10 protein-coding genes are annotated in these 15,171 nt (G+C 66.3%); 8 read left to right on the forward strand and 2 right to left on the reverse strand.

Annotated elements, in window-relative coordinates; genetic code table 11:
* Positions 1-101: 101 nt before the first annotated feature.
* Positions 102-2,552, forward strand: coding sequence for a membrane-bound PQQ-dependent dehydrogenase, glucose/quinate/shikimate family (locus EBS11_RS10770; protein ID WP_290602727.1), 2,451 nt, complete (start codon positions 102-104; stop codon positions 2,550-2,552).
* A gap of 116 nt (positions 2,553-2,668) precedes the next feature.
* Here EBS11_RS10770 and EBS11_RS10775 read toward each other — a convergent pair whose 3' ends face one another.
* Positions 2,669-3,106 carry an SRPBCC family protein gene (locus tag EBS11_RS10775; RefSeq protein ID WP_290602728.1) on the reverse strand — a complete coding sequence of 146 codons (438 nt, stop codon included), beginning with the start codon at positions 3,104-3,106 and terminating at the stop codon, positions 2,669-2,671.
* 128 nt (positions 3,107-3,234) lie between these two features.
* Positions 3,235-6,711, reverse strand: coding sequence for a DUF748 domain-containing protein (locus EBS11_RS10780; RefSeq protein WP_290602731.1), 3,477 nt, complete (start codon positions 6,709-6,711; stop codon positions 3,235-3,237).
* A 261-nt stretch (positions 6,712-6,972) separates the two neighbouring features.
* Here EBS11_RS10780 and EBS11_RS10785 point away from each other — a divergent pair, with 261 nt between their 5' ends.
* The 7 genes from EBS11_RS10785 (at position 6,973) to EBS11_RS10815 (ending at position 15,145) form a co-directional block, all read left to right on the forward strand.
* A complete protein-coding gene (locus EBS11_RS10785; RefSeq protein ID WP_290602735.1) occupies positions 6,973-9,117 on the forward strand; it encodes a TonB-dependent siderophore receptor in 2,145 nt (714 codons plus the stop codon).
* Positions 9,117-9,812: a hypothetical protein gene (locus tag EBS11_RS10790; protein ID WP_290602739.1), complete on the forward strand. Its 696-nt coding sequence runs from the start codon at positions 9,117-9,119 to the stop codon at positions 9,810-9,812. The genes EBS11_RS10785 and EBS11_RS10790 overlap by 1 nt, the downstream gene beginning before the upstream one ends.
* On the forward strand, positions 9,802-10,827 hold the full coding sequence (locus tag EBS11_RS10795; RefSeq protein WP_290602744.1) for a substrate-binding domain-containing protein: 1,026 nt from the start codon (positions 9,802-9,804) through the stop codon (positions 10,825-10,827). Before EBS11_RS10790 ends, EBS11_RS10795 begins: the two co-directional genes overlap by 11 nt.
* Positions 10,824-11,831, forward strand: coding sequence for a substrate-binding domain-containing protein (locus tag EBS11_RS10800; protein ID WP_290602747.1), 1,008 nt, complete (start codon positions 10,824-10,826; stop codon positions 11,829-11,831). The genes EBS11_RS10795 and EBS11_RS10800 overlap by 4 nt, the downstream gene beginning before the upstream one ends.
* Positions 11,832-11,886: 55 nt before the next feature.
* Entirely contained in the window at positions 11,887-12,279 is a 393-nt protein-coding gene (locus tag EBS11_RS10805) for a DUF2946 domain-containing protein (RefSeq protein ID WP_290602750.1), read from the forward strand.
* Positions 12,280-12,367: 88 nt separating this feature from the next.
* Positions 12,368-14,446 (forward strand): TonB-dependent receptor, encoded by a 2,079-nt coding sequence (locus tag EBS11_RS10810; RefSeq protein ID WP_290602751.1) that lies wholly within the window; start codon positions 12,368-12,370, stop codon positions 14,444-14,446.
* 258 nt (positions 14,447-14,704) lie between these two features.
* Entirely contained in the window at positions 14,705-15,145 is a 441-nt protein-coding gene (locus EBS11_RS10815; RefSeq protein WP_290602752.1) for a hypothetical protein, read from the forward strand.
* Positions 15,146-15,171 lie beyond the last annotated feature (26 nt).

Consider the following 15,171-nt stretch of genomic DNA (forward strand, 5'->3'; position numbering starts at 1 on the left):
GTGCCACGCTTTGTTAATTAGTGAAAAAATGTAATTGCCTTGATTGCCCGCAATACGGTGCGCAGCTGCGTACCGCCGACTTACACCTGTAAAGGAGCATCATGAGTGCCTCTCCCCGGCCTGGACCCTTGCTCATCATCACCGCAGTCATCTTCCTCCTGCTAGGCCTCGCGCTTGCCGGCGGCGGCGCCTGGCTCGTCAGCCTCGGCGGCTCCTGGTATTACGTCGTGGCCGGTATCGGCATGATAGTTGCCGGTGCGCTCGTGTGGAAAGGCCGGCGCAGCGCGCAGGCTTTCCTGGCGCTGTTGCTGTTCGCCACCCTGATCTGGTCCGTCATCGAAGTGAAGTTCGACTGGTGGCAATTGCTGCCGCGTCTCGATATCTGGTTTGCCGCCGCCGTCTGGCTGCTGCTGCCCTTCATCGACCGGCGCCTCGATCCGCCCCTGGCCGCCGGGGTGAAGCCGCGCGATGCCGGCAAGAGCGCCTTGCTTGCCGCCGTCGTCGTGACGGCCGCCGTGGGCGTGTTTTCGCTGTTCCAGGATTACTACACCCTGCACGGCGAAGTGCCGGCCGAGAACATGGCGGGCAAGCCCGAGGGCGATTACGCGCCCGGCGTGGCGCCCAACGACTGGGCCGCGTACGGCCGTTCCGGCTACGGCGACCGCTACGCGCCGGCCGCGCAGATCACGCCGGCCAACGCCGCGCAGCTGAAGGAGGCGTGGGTCTACCACACGGGCGACTTCAAGGGGCCGAACGACCCGGGTGAGATCGCCAACGAAGTCACGCCGCTGAAAGTGAACGGCATGCTGTACATCTGCACGCCGCACAACATCGTCATCGCCCTGGACCCGGACACGGGCAAGGAGCTGTGGCGCCACGATCCGAAGATCAACCGCGACGCCTCCAGCTATCAGCACATGATCTGCCGTGGCGTGGCGTACTGGGACGTGAACGCGGGCCGCGCCAAGGACAACCCGGCGCCGGAAGCGGCCAGCATGGAATGCCCGCGCCGCATCTTCGCGCCCACCATGGATGCGACCTTGATCGCCGTCAATGCCGACACGGGCGAGGCCTGCAAGAGTTTTGGCGAAAATGGCGTGATCGGCCTGTACCACGGCATGGCCATGAAGAAGCGGGGTTTCCTGATGCCCACCTCGCCGCCGGCCGTGGCGCAGAACGTCGTGGTGATGGCCGCCAGCGTGACCGACAATTTCTCCACGGAAGAGCCGTCGGGCGTGATCCGCGGCTATGATCCCGTGACGGGCAAGCTGATGTGGAACTGGGATGCGTCCAATCCCGACGACACGGCGCCGATTGCCGATGGCAAGACCTACACCAACAACTCGCCCAATTCCTGGGGCGTGTCCAGCATCGATGAAAAGCTGGGCATGGTGTACGTGCCGATGGGCAATGAAACGCCCGACACGTGGGGCGGCAACCGCAATCCCCATGGCGAAAAATACAATAGCGCCATCGTCGCGCTGGACTTGGCGACGGGCAAGGTGCGCTGGGTCTACCAGACCGTGCACCACGATATCTGGGACATGGACATCGGCGGCCAGCCCACCCTGGTCGACATCGACACGCCGAAAGGCAAGGTGCCGTCCGTGGTCGCCACGACCAAGCGGGGCGACATCTACGTGATCGACCGGCGCGACGGCAGCCTGGTGGTGCCGGCGCCGGAAAAACCCGTGCCGACCGCCAACGCGGCGCCTGGTGACAAGCTGTCGCCCACGCAGCCGTTCTCGGCGCTCACCTTCCTGCCCGAGAAGCACATCAGCGAGACGGACATGTGGGGCACGACGCCGTTCGACCAGCTGGCGTGCCGCATCATCTTCCGCCAGCACCGCTACGAGGGGCCGTTCACGCCGCAGACGGTGGCCGAAGGCAAGATCAAGGGCGCCATCATCTCGCCGGGCCCGCTGGGCATCTTCGAGTGGGGCGGCGCGGCCGTCGATCCGGGTCGTCAATTGCTGTTGGTCAACCCCGACTACATGGGCTTCCTGGAACGCCTGGTGCCGCGCGCGCAAGCCAATGCGCCGGGCGGCACGGGCACGGAAATGGGCTTGCAGCCGCAGACGGGCGTGCCATTCGCCGTGGAAATCAAGCCTTTCCTGTCGCCGCTGGGCTTCCCTTGCCAGGCGCCGCCCTGGGGCTACGTGGCTGCCGTCGATCTGCGCACGATGAAGAAAGTGTGGATGCACAAGAACGGCACCACGCGCGACAGCGCCCCCGTGCCCATCGCCTTGCCGCTGGGCGTGCCCAGCCTGGGCGGCATCAGCACCACGGGCGGCGGCGTGGCGTTTTTGAGCAGCACGCTCGACTACTACATCCGCGGCTATGACGTGCGCAATGGCAAGACCGTGTGGAAAGCCCGCCTGCCGGCCGGCGGCCAGGCCACGCCGATGAGCTATGTCTCCGACAAGACGGGCAAGCAATATGTGGTGGTGATGGCCGGCGGCCACGGTTCGCTGGGCACGAAGATGGGCGACAGCCTGGTGGCGTTTGCCTTGCCGGACGAGGCGGTGAAGGAGGGGGGCAGGACGAAGTAGGGCGGTGACGGCGCGGCGCCATCATGCGGATGGTGCCGCGCTGGTCGTGCTTTCCTGCAAAAAGCATCAGCTGGTTTTCCAGCGGGACGAAGGGGGGGGCGGCCGGCGCGGTATCGTCAGGCGCCGTGGCTGCCTGTCTCGTGGCGCCGCTCGGCATAGGCTTTCAGCGACTGCATCGTGCGGGGCAGGCCTGCCCTGACCTGCCTGGCCACGCCTGGCCCGAACAGAAAGGCGAGGGGACCGGTAAACCACACGCGGTGCAGGACGTCCGAACCGCCATTGGCCGCCGCTACCGTATGCTCGAAATGCAGGCGAAACAGGGGGATGTAGCCCTCGACGGTGAACGACTGGCCCTGCGAGCGCTCCGTCACGACCATGGGGATGCCCATGCCCTTGCTGGGAACGATGCGGCCCTTGGTGCCGACGGCGAACGGCCCGTCGAGCCGGGCCTGCTTGGTGTCCGGGTCCCACCGGTGCCATTGATCGACCTCGCTCCAGATCTGGTCGATGAGCAGGGGCGGGACGGGGATATGGATGCGTTCTTCGATCTGCATGAGCGGCAGGATCTCCTTGTCATTGTGGTGAAAGTCACCAACCTTGAGCCCGCCGCAGCGTAGCGCCTGCACGCATTATGTCCCCGAACAGACATTGCCGCAAAAGAATTATTGCAGCAATGCTAATTCTATTTCGCCGCCAATCCCAGCTTCAGTCCCACCAGCTTGCCCGGTGCCGCGTCCGTTTTTTCCGGCGCGCCCGCGCTGACGCGGGACGCCGGCGTGCCGTCCTGCTGCAGGGCGGCAAGAATTGCCGCGCTGCGCTGGCTGCCCAGCTTGCTGAGCGCATCGGCCGGCAGCGGCTGCTTCGCTTCCAGCTGCTCGCGCAAGCCCTTGTAGAACGCGCCCGTGTCGGCCACTTGCGGTTCGCCTTCGATCAGCTTGCCCAGGCGTTGCCAGACGGGGATTTTGGCCGCCGCGGCTGGCGCCGTGGCATCCGCCGAGGCGCTGGCGGATGCGGCAGGAGATGCCGCTTCCGCCGCCTTCTTCTGCTTGTCCAGCTCGGCCTTGCCGAAGCGTTCCGCGTACAGGTCGCGCAGGGCGCCCCGCACCTTGCGTTCGCCCAGGTTCAGCGGACCCGGCTCTTCGCCCGCTTCCAGCTTGATGCCGGCCTTGGCGGCGACGGCGCGGCGCACGGCCTGGGCGCGCAGGGCGGCCGCATCCGTGTCGCTGTACTGGGCCGGCACGGCCAGCTTCAGCTGTTCGCGTTTGGCGAGGATCTGCGCCACCTGCTTGAGCTTTTCCCGCTCGGGCGGCAGCAGCACGGCGCTACCCGCATCGAAATCGATGGCTTCGAGCTTGTCGGCGCTGATGCCCAGCAAGTTGCCCAGGGCGCGGAACGGCGCCGTGACGATCTTCGTCAGCACATTGCCCACGGCCTTCCAGATCAGGGCGCCATAGCTGAACTGCGGGTCGCTCATGTCGCCCGACACGGGCAAGCCCAGGTCGATGCGCCCGTCGCTGTCCTTGAGGATGGCCAGCGCCAGTTCCAGCGGCAGTTTCAAGGCGTCCGGGCTGTCGATGCGCTCGCCCAGGGTCAGCTTGTCGAGCACGATCTGGTTGGTGCCGTCCAGCTGGCGGTTGCGCACCTTGTACTGCAAGTCCAGTGAAATCTTGCCTTCCGCCACCTTATAGCCCGCAAACTTCATCGTGTACGGCGAAGCGGACACCATGTCGACGTTCTTGAACACGACGTTCAAGTCCGTGTTGTCGGTCGGGGCGAAGGGATTCAATTGCCCGCGCACGCGGGCCAGGCCGAATTCGTCGATGCGGCCGTCCAGTTCGATCTGGCTGCGCGCATCGCGCTTCGTCGACAGGCCCGTGACGACGCCATTCAATTCATAGATCTTGGCGGCGAACTGGGGCCGCAGGCTGAGGTCGGCGAAGTCCAGCTTGGCATTCTGCAGGCGCACGCGGCGCACGCGCACGGGGAAGGCGGCGTCGGCTGCCGATGCAGCGGCGGCCACGGCGGGCGCTGGCATGGCCGGCTCCGGCGCTTTCACCAGCAGGCGCTGCGCGTTCAGGCTGCGGTCGTTTTCGATGATCAGCTGGGCGTTCGGCTCGACCACGCGCAGTTCGGGGATGTCGATGAAATCGGGACCCACGCTGGCCGTCAGCTTGTCGGCGCGCACGCTTTTCCACGAGGCGAAGCGCTTGCCATCCGTTTCATTGAGCACGAGGCCGGCGATATCCACGCCGCCCACGTAGCGCACCTTGGGCGCCTTCGGCGCGCCGCCGCTCGTCGTCAGGCGGCCGCTGCCGGAGAGGGTGCCGCCCGCCAGCTTCAGTTTCAGATGCTGCGCCAGCAAGGGCTGTACGGGCGCCAGGGTCAGCTGTTTCAGGTTCAGCTGCGCATCGACGGCGGCCGTGCCGGGCACGAACTTGCCGCTGGCCGTGAGCAAGCCGCCTTCGCGCAGGCCCACGCCCAGCTCGAACGGCAGCGCCTGCTTCATGTCGTTGCTGACGTTTTGCAGGGACAGGCGTGCATCCTGCAGGTTGCCCTTGATGCCCGTGCCCGCATCGTCGAACCGGGCGCCGACCTTGCTCAGTTCTACCTTGTCCACCTTGGTGGTCCAGGGCGCGGCAGGGGCCTGCGTGCCCGCGTCGGCCTTGGCGGAAGCAAACACGGGCAGTTTTTGCGCGATCGCAAACTGGCCCTGGCGGTTGCGTGCCAGGTCGATCTGCGCGCCGCTGGCCGTCACGGCACCCAGGTGCACGCTGCGCGCCGCCAGGTCGACCGTGCCATCCTCGAAGCCCAGCCGGGCCAGCTTGAACGGGGTTTGCGCGCCCCGCTGCATGGCCAGGTCGGCCAGGGCAAAGCTGGCGCCGTCCAGGCGCACGCTGTTGCCTGTTGGCGCCTGCTGCAGGGCCATCTTCAGCTTCAGCTGCAGCTGCCTGGCGCTCAGTTGCAGGGCCGGAGAGACGGTTTCATCGATGGCGGACACGTCCACATTGGCCAGGGCCAGCTGCTGTAAGTCCACCTTCCACTTGCCCGGCTTGGCGGCGGCGGGCGTGGCGGCGGCCGATGACGCAGGTGAGGAATTGCCTGGCAGCATCAGGTTCGCCACGTCGATCTCGCCCTTGCTGTCGCGGCGCACGGCCACCTTGCCGCCGTACAGGTTGATCTTGTCGACCGTGACGCTCTGGCGCGCCAGGTCCGCGTTCACGCCGGCAATGCCCAGGGTATCGAGCGACGTAAAGGCTGCGCCCTTTCCGTCGCGCACCAGCGCCAGGTCGCGCAGGGCCAGGCCGGCGCCTTTCACGGTCGCTTCCAGCTTGCCGTCCGCATACGAAAAGGCGTAGGGCAGGCGGGCCGACAGCTTGCCGCTCGTCACGCTGGCGCGCGTGTAGGCTTTCAGGTAGGCGGCCAGGCCGGGCAGGGAAGCGTCGTTCAGGATCAGCTCGCCGTCGCCGCGGATGGGGTTCAATGATGCCGTGCCGCGCCAGTGCAGCTTGCCGCCGCGCGCCGCATCGGCGCTGAGGCTGTAGCTGCCGTTGGCGTCGGGCAGGGTCGAAATATTGTCGAGCGTGAAGTCGATGGGCGTGAAGTTGTCCGCATAGCCCGCCTTCTGGTCTTGCCAGTCCACCTTGCCCTGTTCCAGCGCAAAGTGGCCGATGATCAGGCGCGGGATGCCGCCGTCGCTCTTTTCCGGGTGCTTGTGCTGCCAGGTGGCCAGCACTTCAGCCAGGTTGAACTTGCCGTCGGGCGAGATCGTCAGCTGCGCCTGCGGCGCCGTGATGCGGATTTCCGCCAGGCTCCAGGCGCGGCGCACGATGGATTTCCATTCCAGCTGCACGGCCAGGGCGCCGATGGACAGCAGGGGCGCGCCGCTCTTGCCATCCGCGCCCGCCGCTTCCTTCAGGACAATCTGCTCCGCTTCCAGCCGCAAGGTGTAGGGATTGAAGCGCACGTCGGCGATGCTGGCCTCGCGCGCCAGTTCTTTTTCGGCAAATGTGGGCAGCTGGTGCTTGATGACGTAGGGCACCAGCCAGAAGCCCGCCGCGCTGTAGGCGGCCAGGACGCAGCCTGTGCCGACGGCCCAGCGCTGCCAGCGTTTCCAGCGAAATGATTTCGTCTGCACGCTTTTCTTGTCGATTGTGTTCACGAACTTACCTTTTATTCATATCTTGTTGGGTGGCGCGTCGCGCGCGCCGTGACTGTCAGTATGCCTCTTTGCGGCCTCGTCTGCAAAATCCAAACGTGTTCATGTGATAACAGGCGGCGTTGCAGACTGTTTATCTTGTGAAAACCCTCACAATCTCACGGATTGTCACATATTCATTGCGAATGATTCTCGTTACGGATATCATGCGGCGTAACTTGAGGTTTCCTCCCATCACTGTTTTCTGTTGAAAGATTTGTCTTTATGCGCGCTGCCTTTCCTTCTTTGCAACTACTCCCAGTGGCCGCGGCCCTGTCGCTGGCCTTCGCTTCCCACGCGGCCAGCGCCGCGAATGGGGCCAACGGCCAGGACGACCTGACGGCTGGCGATGAGAAAGTCATGCAGGCCGTGCAGGTGACGGGCGCGCGCGCGCAAGGCCTGGTGCCCACGACGACGGAGGCGGGCAGCTTCCGTGGCGCCAACATCATGGACGTGCCATCGACCGTCAACGTCATCACGCGCGAATTGCTGGAGCAGCAAGCCGTGTCCGGCCTGTACGATGCCGTGCGCAACACGGCGGGCGTGACGCGCCAGCAAAACGGCGGCGAGACGTGGGACCAGTTGGTGATACGCGGCATCGCCGTGGAAAACCGCACGAATTACCGCCTGAACGGTTCCATGCCCATCATGAACTTTTCGCAAGTGCCCATGGAAAACAAGGAGCGGGTGGAAGTGCTGAAGGGCGCCTCGGCCCTGTACTACGGCTTCACCTCGCCGGCCGGCGTCGTCAATTTCGTCACCAAGCGGGCGGGCAGCAAGCCCGTCACCAGCATGGGCCTGAGTCTCGATGACCGGGGCAGTGCCGTGGCAAACGTGGACATCGGCCGCCGCTTCGGCGCGGAGCAGGAATTCGGCGTGCGCATCAATGCCGCTGGCGGCACCCTGGGTTCCTACCTGGATAATGTGGGCAACGGCAACCGCAGCTTCGTGTCCGCCGCGCTGGACTGGCGCGTGACGAACAAGCTGCTGCTGAAGGCGGACCTGGAATACGACCGCCGCCGGGTGACGGAGCAGGCGGGCGTGGCCTTGCCGGCCGCCGTGAAAGGCGTGATCACCTTGCCGCGCGCCGTCGATCCGCGCAAGCTGATCGGCCCGGACTGGTCGAATTTCGAGGCGCAGACGAAAAACGCGCAACTGCGCGCCGATTACGCCATCGCGGACGGCTGGGCCCTGACGGTGGAGGCGGGCCACTCGGAAACGGCGCGCGACCGCCGCCTGGCCATCTTCCGCCTGAACAACGCGGCCGCCGTGGAAACGGGCGCGGGCCGCATCACGGGCAATATGCAGCACCACGTGACGGCGTCGGACCTGCTGCGCGCGGAACTGGCCGGCAATTTCAACACGGGCTTCATCGCCCATGAACTGACCCTGGGCGCCTCGCGCACGGACAAGTCGCAGGACCCGATTTACCAGAGCAATTACACGATCGCCTCGCAAAACCTGTACAACCCCGTGCCCGTGACGAATGTCGTCTTCGGTCCCAAGCCCACGACGCCGACGACGGCCGCGCTGGAAACGCGCGATACGGGCCTGTATGCGCTCGACCGCATGGTCTTCAGCCCGCAATGGCAAAGCGTGGTGGGCGTGCGCCGCACCAGCTACCAGAGCGACCAGGGCGCCAGCCACTATGACGTGAGCGAGACGACGCCGATGGTGTCGCTGATCTACAAGGCCACGCCGGCCATCTCGTTCTACGCTTCGTCGGCGCGGGGGCTGGAAGAGGGCGAGACGGGCCCGACGGGCACCGTCAACCAGAACGTCAAGATGGCGCCTGGCGTGAGCAAGCAAAAGGAACTGGGCGCGCGCTGGATGACGCCGGGCGGCACCTTGGTGTCGGCCGCGCTGTTCGACATCACGCGTCCCGGCTACTACACCAACAGCAGCAATGTCTTCACGTCGGATGGCGAGCAGCGCTACCGCGGCCTGGAACTGTCGACCCAGGGCAAGCTGACGCGCCAGCTGTCGTGGCAGACGTCGGCCCAGTTCCTCGACCCGAAATTCGAGCACATCAACGCCGACTACAACGGCAAGGCGCCGGAAAACGCCTCCAAGCGCACGGGCAGCGCCTTCCTCGCCTACGCGTTTGACGCCGTGCCGGGCCTGTCCGTCAACGGCGGCGCGTATTACTACAGCGCCCGTCCCGTCAACGACCTGAACCAGGCATTCCTGGGCGGCGTGACCTTGTTCAGCGCCGGCGCCCGCTATGCGAGCACGGTCATGAACAAGGCCGTCGTGTGGCAGCTGAACGTGGAAAACGCGGCGGACAAGCGCTACTGGGCCGGCGCCGGCACGCGCCTGGCCTCCGGTGCGCCGCGCGCCATCAAGCTGAGCATGAAGGTGGACCTGTGATGCGCCCGCTCAACACCCTGCTGGCGGCGGTCCTGCTGGCGGGAACGATGCACGCGCAGGCGGCGCAGGCTGCACCTGGCAAGCAGGTGCTGCTGGTGGTGCGCCTCGAAGGCAAGAGCCTGCCCTTCGACCAGAAGATCAAGGAACACCTGGAAGCGCGCGGCTATGCCGTCACCCTGTACAGCCAGTACGCGCCCGTGTCCGGCGCGCAAGGCAAGGACCTGGTGATCCTGTCGTCCACCATCCGCGGGCGCGACATGCTGGGCGCCTACCGCAACGTCACCGTGCCCGTGCTGACGTGGGAAAACGACCTGTATGACGACCTGTCGATGACGGGCAAGCGGGCCGGCGTGGACTATGGCACGGTGGAAAAATCGCGCTATGTGTGGCTGGTCAACGCACCCCATGCGCTGGCGGGCGGCTTGCCGGCCGGCACGGTGGATATTTATCAAAAGCAATCGACTATGAGCTGGGGCAAGCCGGGCCTGGGCGCGACGACGATCGCCACCATCTATGGCGAGCCGGAAAAAGCCGCCATCTTCGGCTATGAAAAGGGCGCCACCATGGATTACGAAAGCCTGGCGCCCGCGCGCCGGGTCAGCTTCTTCCTCGACAATGAAACGTTTACGAACCTGTCGCCGGCCGGCCTGCGCCTGTTCGACGCGGCCGTGGACTGGGCCAGCGATGGCAAATAAGCCTTGCTTGCCGCTGGCGGCCTTCCTGCTGGCCCTGTCCGCATCGGCAGGGGCGGCGGCCCCGCTCGATCCCGCCTTGCCCGCGTATGTGCCGCAGCCCGTCAAGGTGCCGGCCACGGCCGGCTATGTGGACCGCAGGACGGGCGCGGCCATGATAGGCGGCGCCGAACACGTGGCCACCGCCGTGGGCGAATGGAATGCCTTATTTGCCGCCAGCCATCCGGACATCGTGCTGGGCTTTGACGGCAAGGGCACGAGCAGCGCCGTGCCGCTCCTGATGCACGACAAGATCCTGTTCGGCGCCATGGGCCGCGCCATCAATGCCATTGAACTGGTGCCTTACCGCAAGATCGTCGGGCGCGACGCGCTGGAAATCCGCATCGCACACACGGCGGCCACGCCGGACGGCCACCTGGCCACCTCCCTGGCCGTCTACGTGAACCGCGCCAATCCTCTGACGCAGCTGACGGCGGCGCAAGTGTCGCAAATCCTGTCCGTGGGTAATCCCGGGGGCGATGTCAGCCGCTGGGGACAGCTGGGCTTGAGCGGCGAATGGCGGGCGCGCGCCATCCACCCCTACGGCACGGCCGCGTACACGGGCTTTGGCGACTACTTGCAGCGCGAACACTTCCAGGGCCGGGCGCTGGCGCCCAATCACGAAGAGCTGGGCAACACGGCCGCCATCACGGGCCGCATCGCGCAAGACCCGGCCGGCATCGGCGTGGCCGCGCTGGGTGTGCGCCATCCGCAGCTGCGCCAGCTGGCCATCGTGGGCGCCGACGGCCAGGCGGCGACGGGCACGGACGCGGAAGTGGTCGCCGGCCGCTACCCGTACGGCCGCTATGTGTACCTGTACGTGCGCCGCTTGCCGGGCCAGGCCGTCGATCCGCTGGCGAAGGAATACCTGCGCCTCGTGCTGTCACGCGAAGGGCAGGCCATCCTCGCCGCGCAAGCGGGCGGCTACCTGCCCCTGACGGCCGCGCAGGCCAGGACTGAACTGGAGAAACTCGAATGACGCTGTTGAACAAGACCGCGCTGGCCGCGTGCTGCCTGCTGGCGGCCGCCGTGCAGGCCGCGCCCGTGGCCGTTGATCCCGCGCAAACCTATGTGAACCGTGACGGCACGGTGGCCATCGTCGGCAACGATGGCCTGGAAGAAGTGATCACGCAGTTGAACGCGCTGTTCACGCGCCAGCACCCGCAAGTGCGTTTCAGCCTGCGCATGGAAGGTTCGTCGGCCGGCATGCCCGCGCTGACGGCGGGCGCCACGGCGTTCGCGCCCCTGACGCGCGACATGTGGCCGGGCGACCAGGCGGCCTTCCGGCAAGTCTTTGGCTACGACGCCACGCCCGTGCGCATCGGCTACAACGGCCACGGCCCCCGGCCGCCGGCCAAGACGCCGCCCGCCGTCTACGTGCACCGCGACAATCCGCTGGCGGGCTTGACGATGGAGCAGCTGGGCCAGGTATTCACGGCGGGCGCGCCGGCCGGCGACATCCACCTGTGGTCGCAGCTGGGCGCGACAGGGGAGTGGGCGCCGCGCCGCATCCACGCCTACGGCTTGCGCGACGATGGCGGCTTCGCCACGGGCTTGCGCCATGCGCGTTTCGGCAAGCGTCCGTTCGCGGCCCAGTACGAGGCGCTGGCCTCGCGCGAGGCCGTGATCCGCGCCGTGGCCGCCGACCGCTACGGCATCGCCGTGCTGGGCTGGGTGAATGCGGCGCCCATCTCGGACCAGGTGCGCGTGCTGCCGCTGGCAGCCGCGCCCGGCGCGCCATACTACGGTCCCGACAAGGCCACCGTGCGCGCCGGCAACTATCCACTGACCATGCCCGTGCAGCTATACGTCAACCGCGCGCCGGGCAAGGCGCTCGATCCGCTGGTGAAAGCCTATCTGCAACTGGCCCTGTCGCCGCAGGGACAAGCCATCCTCGACGCGCAGCAGGATAGCGAGGAAGGGTATTTGCCGCTCAGCGAGACGGATTTGCTGGCCGAGCGCAGGAAACTGGACGCTTTGTAAAGTTTCCTTGACGGCGCGGCTGGGCACGGGGCAGGGTGGCCGTTATAATGCCGCCATGTTTATTCGCCAAGGCCGCGCCGTCATCGTCCTGTGGATCGCGTGCTTCGCCATCCTCATGGCCGCGCTCGCCCCGACCCTGTCGCGCGCCTTCACGGTCGCCAGCGGCCAGGCCGTGCCCAGTTTCGAGATCTGTTCCGTGGCGGGCGGCATGAACATGCTGCCCGTGAAGTTGTCCACGGACGCGCCCGATCCCGCCCAGGGTGCCATGCGCATGGATTGCCCGTGCTGCAGCATGCACGCGGCCACCCTCGATATTCCTCCCACCACCCTCGTGCTGGCGTCCGGCGAAGTCCTCACGGGCTTGCTGCCCCTGCTGTTCTACCAGTCCGCCACGCCCCTGTTTGCCTGGACACCCGTCCAGCCCCGCGGCCCGCCCGCCGCTTTCTGACCTGTCCAATCCCTGAACTGCCTTGCCTCGCACCCGTCGTGCGCTGGCGGCCGTTCGTCTTGCCCATACAGAATCTGAAAGCAGCACCATGAAACATTTTCCATTCATCATTTCTTTTGTTATCGCCATGCCCGCCCTGGGCCAGACCCGCAGCGAGCCGGTCTTGCCTGAAATGAAAGTCATCGTCACGGGCGTCAAGGATGGCTACCGTCCCGCCGCCGACACGGCGCTGATGTTGTCGAGCACGCCCGGCTACAGCGTGGCGGCCGGCGGCGGCGTGTCCGGCTTGCCGGTGGTCAATGGTTTCGCCGATGAGCGCTTGAAAATCCGCATCGACGGCATGGAACTGACGTCCGCCTGCGCCAATCACATGAATGCGCCGCTGTCCTACATCGACCCGCAGCAGGTGCAGCGCATCCGCCTGATCGCGGGCGTGACGCCCGTCAGCATGGGCGGCGACAGCATCGGCGGCAGCATCGACGTGCAGTCGCTGGCGCCCGTGTTTGCCCAGCCCGGCGCGGGGCTGCTGACGCAGGGCAGCCTTGCCGTGTCGGGACGCAGCGTCAACAACAGCGTGGCCACCAGCGTGAACGCGTCGGCCGCCAGCGATACCCTCAGCATCGGCTACAGCGGCGCCGCCACGCGCGGCCACAGTTATGACGATGGCCATGGCACCACCGTGCTGGCCAGCATGTTTGAAAGCATCAACCAGGCCATCGTGCTGGCGGCGAAAGGCGATGGACAGCAGCTGACCCTGCGCGCCGGCGTGCAGCACATCCCCTACCAGGGTTTCCCGAACCAGTACATGGACATGACGGACAACCACGGCCAGTTCGCCAACCTGGCCTACCAGGGCACGTTTGCCTGGGGCGTGCTGGACGCGCGCGCCTACTGGCAGCAGACGGACCATGAAATGGGCTTCTTCACGCCCGAGCGCACGGGCACGATGCCGATGCTCACGCACGGGCGCAATACGGGCTATGCGCTGATGGCCAGCCTGCCGCTGGCTGCGGGCGAGCTGCGCCTGGGCCAGGAATGGCACGGCTTCCGTCTCGACGATGTTTGGCCGGCCGTGCCCGGTTCCATGATGATGGGGCCGCGCACCTACCTGAACATCAATGACGGCAGGCGCGCGCGCACGGTGCTGTTCGGCGAGCTGGAAACGCGCCACGATGGGCGCTGGACGAGCGTGCTGGGCCTGCGGGGCGAAGCCGTGCGCATGGACACGGGCGCCGTGCAAGCGTATGGCACGAACATGATGAACATGGCCGATACGATGGCGGCCGCCGCCTTCAATGCGCGCGGCCGCAAGCAGCGCGACACGAATATCGATGCCTCGGCGCAAGCGACCTACACGCCGGACGCTGCCAGCCGCTATGACTTCGCGCTGGCGCGCAAGGTGCGTTCACCCAGCCTGTACGAGCGCTACTCGTGGGGCCGCGGCTCGATGGCCATGACCATGACCAACTGGTTTGGCGACGGCAACGGTTACGTGGGCAATATCGACTTGAAACCCGAGACGGCGTACACGGCGGCCTTCACGGCCGACTGGCATGGCGGCGGCGAGGAGGGCTGGTTCCTGCGCGTCAACCCCTATTACAGCAAGGTCGACAACTACATCGACGCCGACGTGCTGGCGCCTTTTCACCCCTACATGCAGATGGGCGCCCAGGGCAACCTGCTGCAGTTCACCAACCACGATGCGACCTTGTACGGCGTCAACCTGGCGTGGCAGCTGCCGCTGGCGCGCAGCAGCCAGTGGGGCAGCCTGACCGCCAGCGGCAACGGGGCCTGGACGCGGGGCCGGCGCAGCGATGGCGGCGACCTGTACCGCATGATGCCGCTCAACGCCGTGTTCGCCGTCGAGCACCGGCTGGGCGCCTGGAGCAACCGCATCGAAACGAAGCTCGTCGCGCGCAAGGACAAGGTCGATGCCCGCCGGCTGGAGCCGGAAACGGGCGGCTACGCCCTCGTCAACGTGCGCAGCAGCGTGGCGCTGGGCAAGATGGCGACGCTGAGCGCCGGTGTCAGCAACCTGTTCAACCGTGCCCATGCGGACCCGCTGGGCGGCGTCTACCTGTCGGGCCTGAAGGCGCAGGGCGGGGCGCTGCAAGCCTTGCCGGGCGAGGGCAGGTCGATCGACGTGGGCTTGCGGCTGACCTTCTGAGGCTGGCCATCGGCGACGGCGCCTTGCTCCTGCCGCCCATGCCGCGGGAGGAGGGCGCCCGCCGGCCCGGGGCGCAGCCTGCACGGCGGCTGGCCGCTGGTGAGAATGTGACTATGTTTCTTCTTGGTAATTTGTTATGCTCTCTGGCGCCCGCTTCAGGCGCCTGGCACGCTGCGCCGTGCTGCCGCCGTCTGGCGGGCGTGGGCGGCAATCAACGTGGCGGCCAGCCACAAACCATCAAGGATGAATACTTTGGCAATGAAAAAGATCGGCTGCTGCTTATCGCTCGCCGTGCTGTTGGGCGCCTGCGATGTACACGTTGGCTATTATGAAAAGGACTGGAAAACGGCCGATGCGGCCGCAGATGTCTTTCATCAGTATTGGACACAGGGCCAGTTTTCTGCCATGTACGCCATGTCCGGCGAGCTGTTGAGACAGCACCAGACGGAGCATGACTTCGTCCAGGCCGCCGAACAGGCGATGCAGATCTATGGCCCCATCAAGGAATCGCACCAGCTCAGGGCAGCCTGCGTCCTGAACCAGGTCAGACTGGTTTACCAGACCGATTTCAGGAATGGGAAGGCCAGCGAGCGCATGATTTGGCAAGTGCGCGATAACAAGGCGGAACTGCTCAGCTATGAAATCGTGCCTGGCGAAGTGGATACCAGCACGCTGCCGGATTCGAGCTGCGCGAAATAAGGCGGCGACTGCCGCCTGCAGGCGCC

Source organism: Janthinobacterium sp., from assembly GCF_009923995.1.
Lineage (GTDB): Bacteria > Pseudomonadota > Gammaproteobacteria > Burkholderiales > Burkholderiaceae_D > Janthinobacterium.

Excerpts from the sequence above, each read along its gene's own strand:
- EBS11_RS10770 (WP_290602727.1), top strand. The coding sequence starts at position 102 with ATGAGTGCCTCTCCCCGGCCTGGACCCTTGCTCATCATCACCGCAGTC.
- EBS11_RS10775 (WP_290602728.1), bottom strand. The coding sequence starts at position 3,106 with ATGCAGATCGAAGAACGCATCCATATCCCCGTCCCGCCCCTGCTCATC.
- EBS11_RS10785 (WP_290602735.1), top strand. The coding sequence starts at position 6,973 with ATGCGCGCTGCCTTTCCTTCTTTGCAACTACTCCCAGTGGCCGCGGCC.
- EBS11_RS10790 (WP_290602739.1), top strand. The coding sequence starts at position 9,117 with ATGCGCCCGCTCAACACCCTGCTGGCGGCGGTCCTGCTGGCGGGAACG.
- EBS11_RS10795 (WP_290602744.1), top strand. The coding sequence starts at position 9,802 with ATGGCAAATAAGCCTTGCTTGCCGCTGGCGGCCTTCCTGCTGGCCCTG.
- EBS11_RS10800 (WP_290602747.1), top strand. The coding sequence starts at position 10,824 with ATGACGCTGTTGAACAAGACCGCGCTGGCCGCGTGCTGCCTGCTGGCG.
- EBS11_RS10805 (WP_290602750.1), top strand. The coding sequence starts at position 11,887 with ATGTTTATTCGCCAAGGCCGCGCCGTCATCGTCCTGTGGATCGCGTGC.
- EBS11_RS10810 (WP_290602751.1), top strand. The coding sequence starts at position 12,368 with ATGAAACATTTTCCATTCATCATTTCTTTTGTTATCGCCATGCCCGCC.
- EBS11_RS10815 (WP_290602752.1), top strand. The coding sequence starts at position 14,705 with ATGAAAAAGATCGGCTGCTGCTTATCGCTCGCCGTGCTGTTGGGCGCC.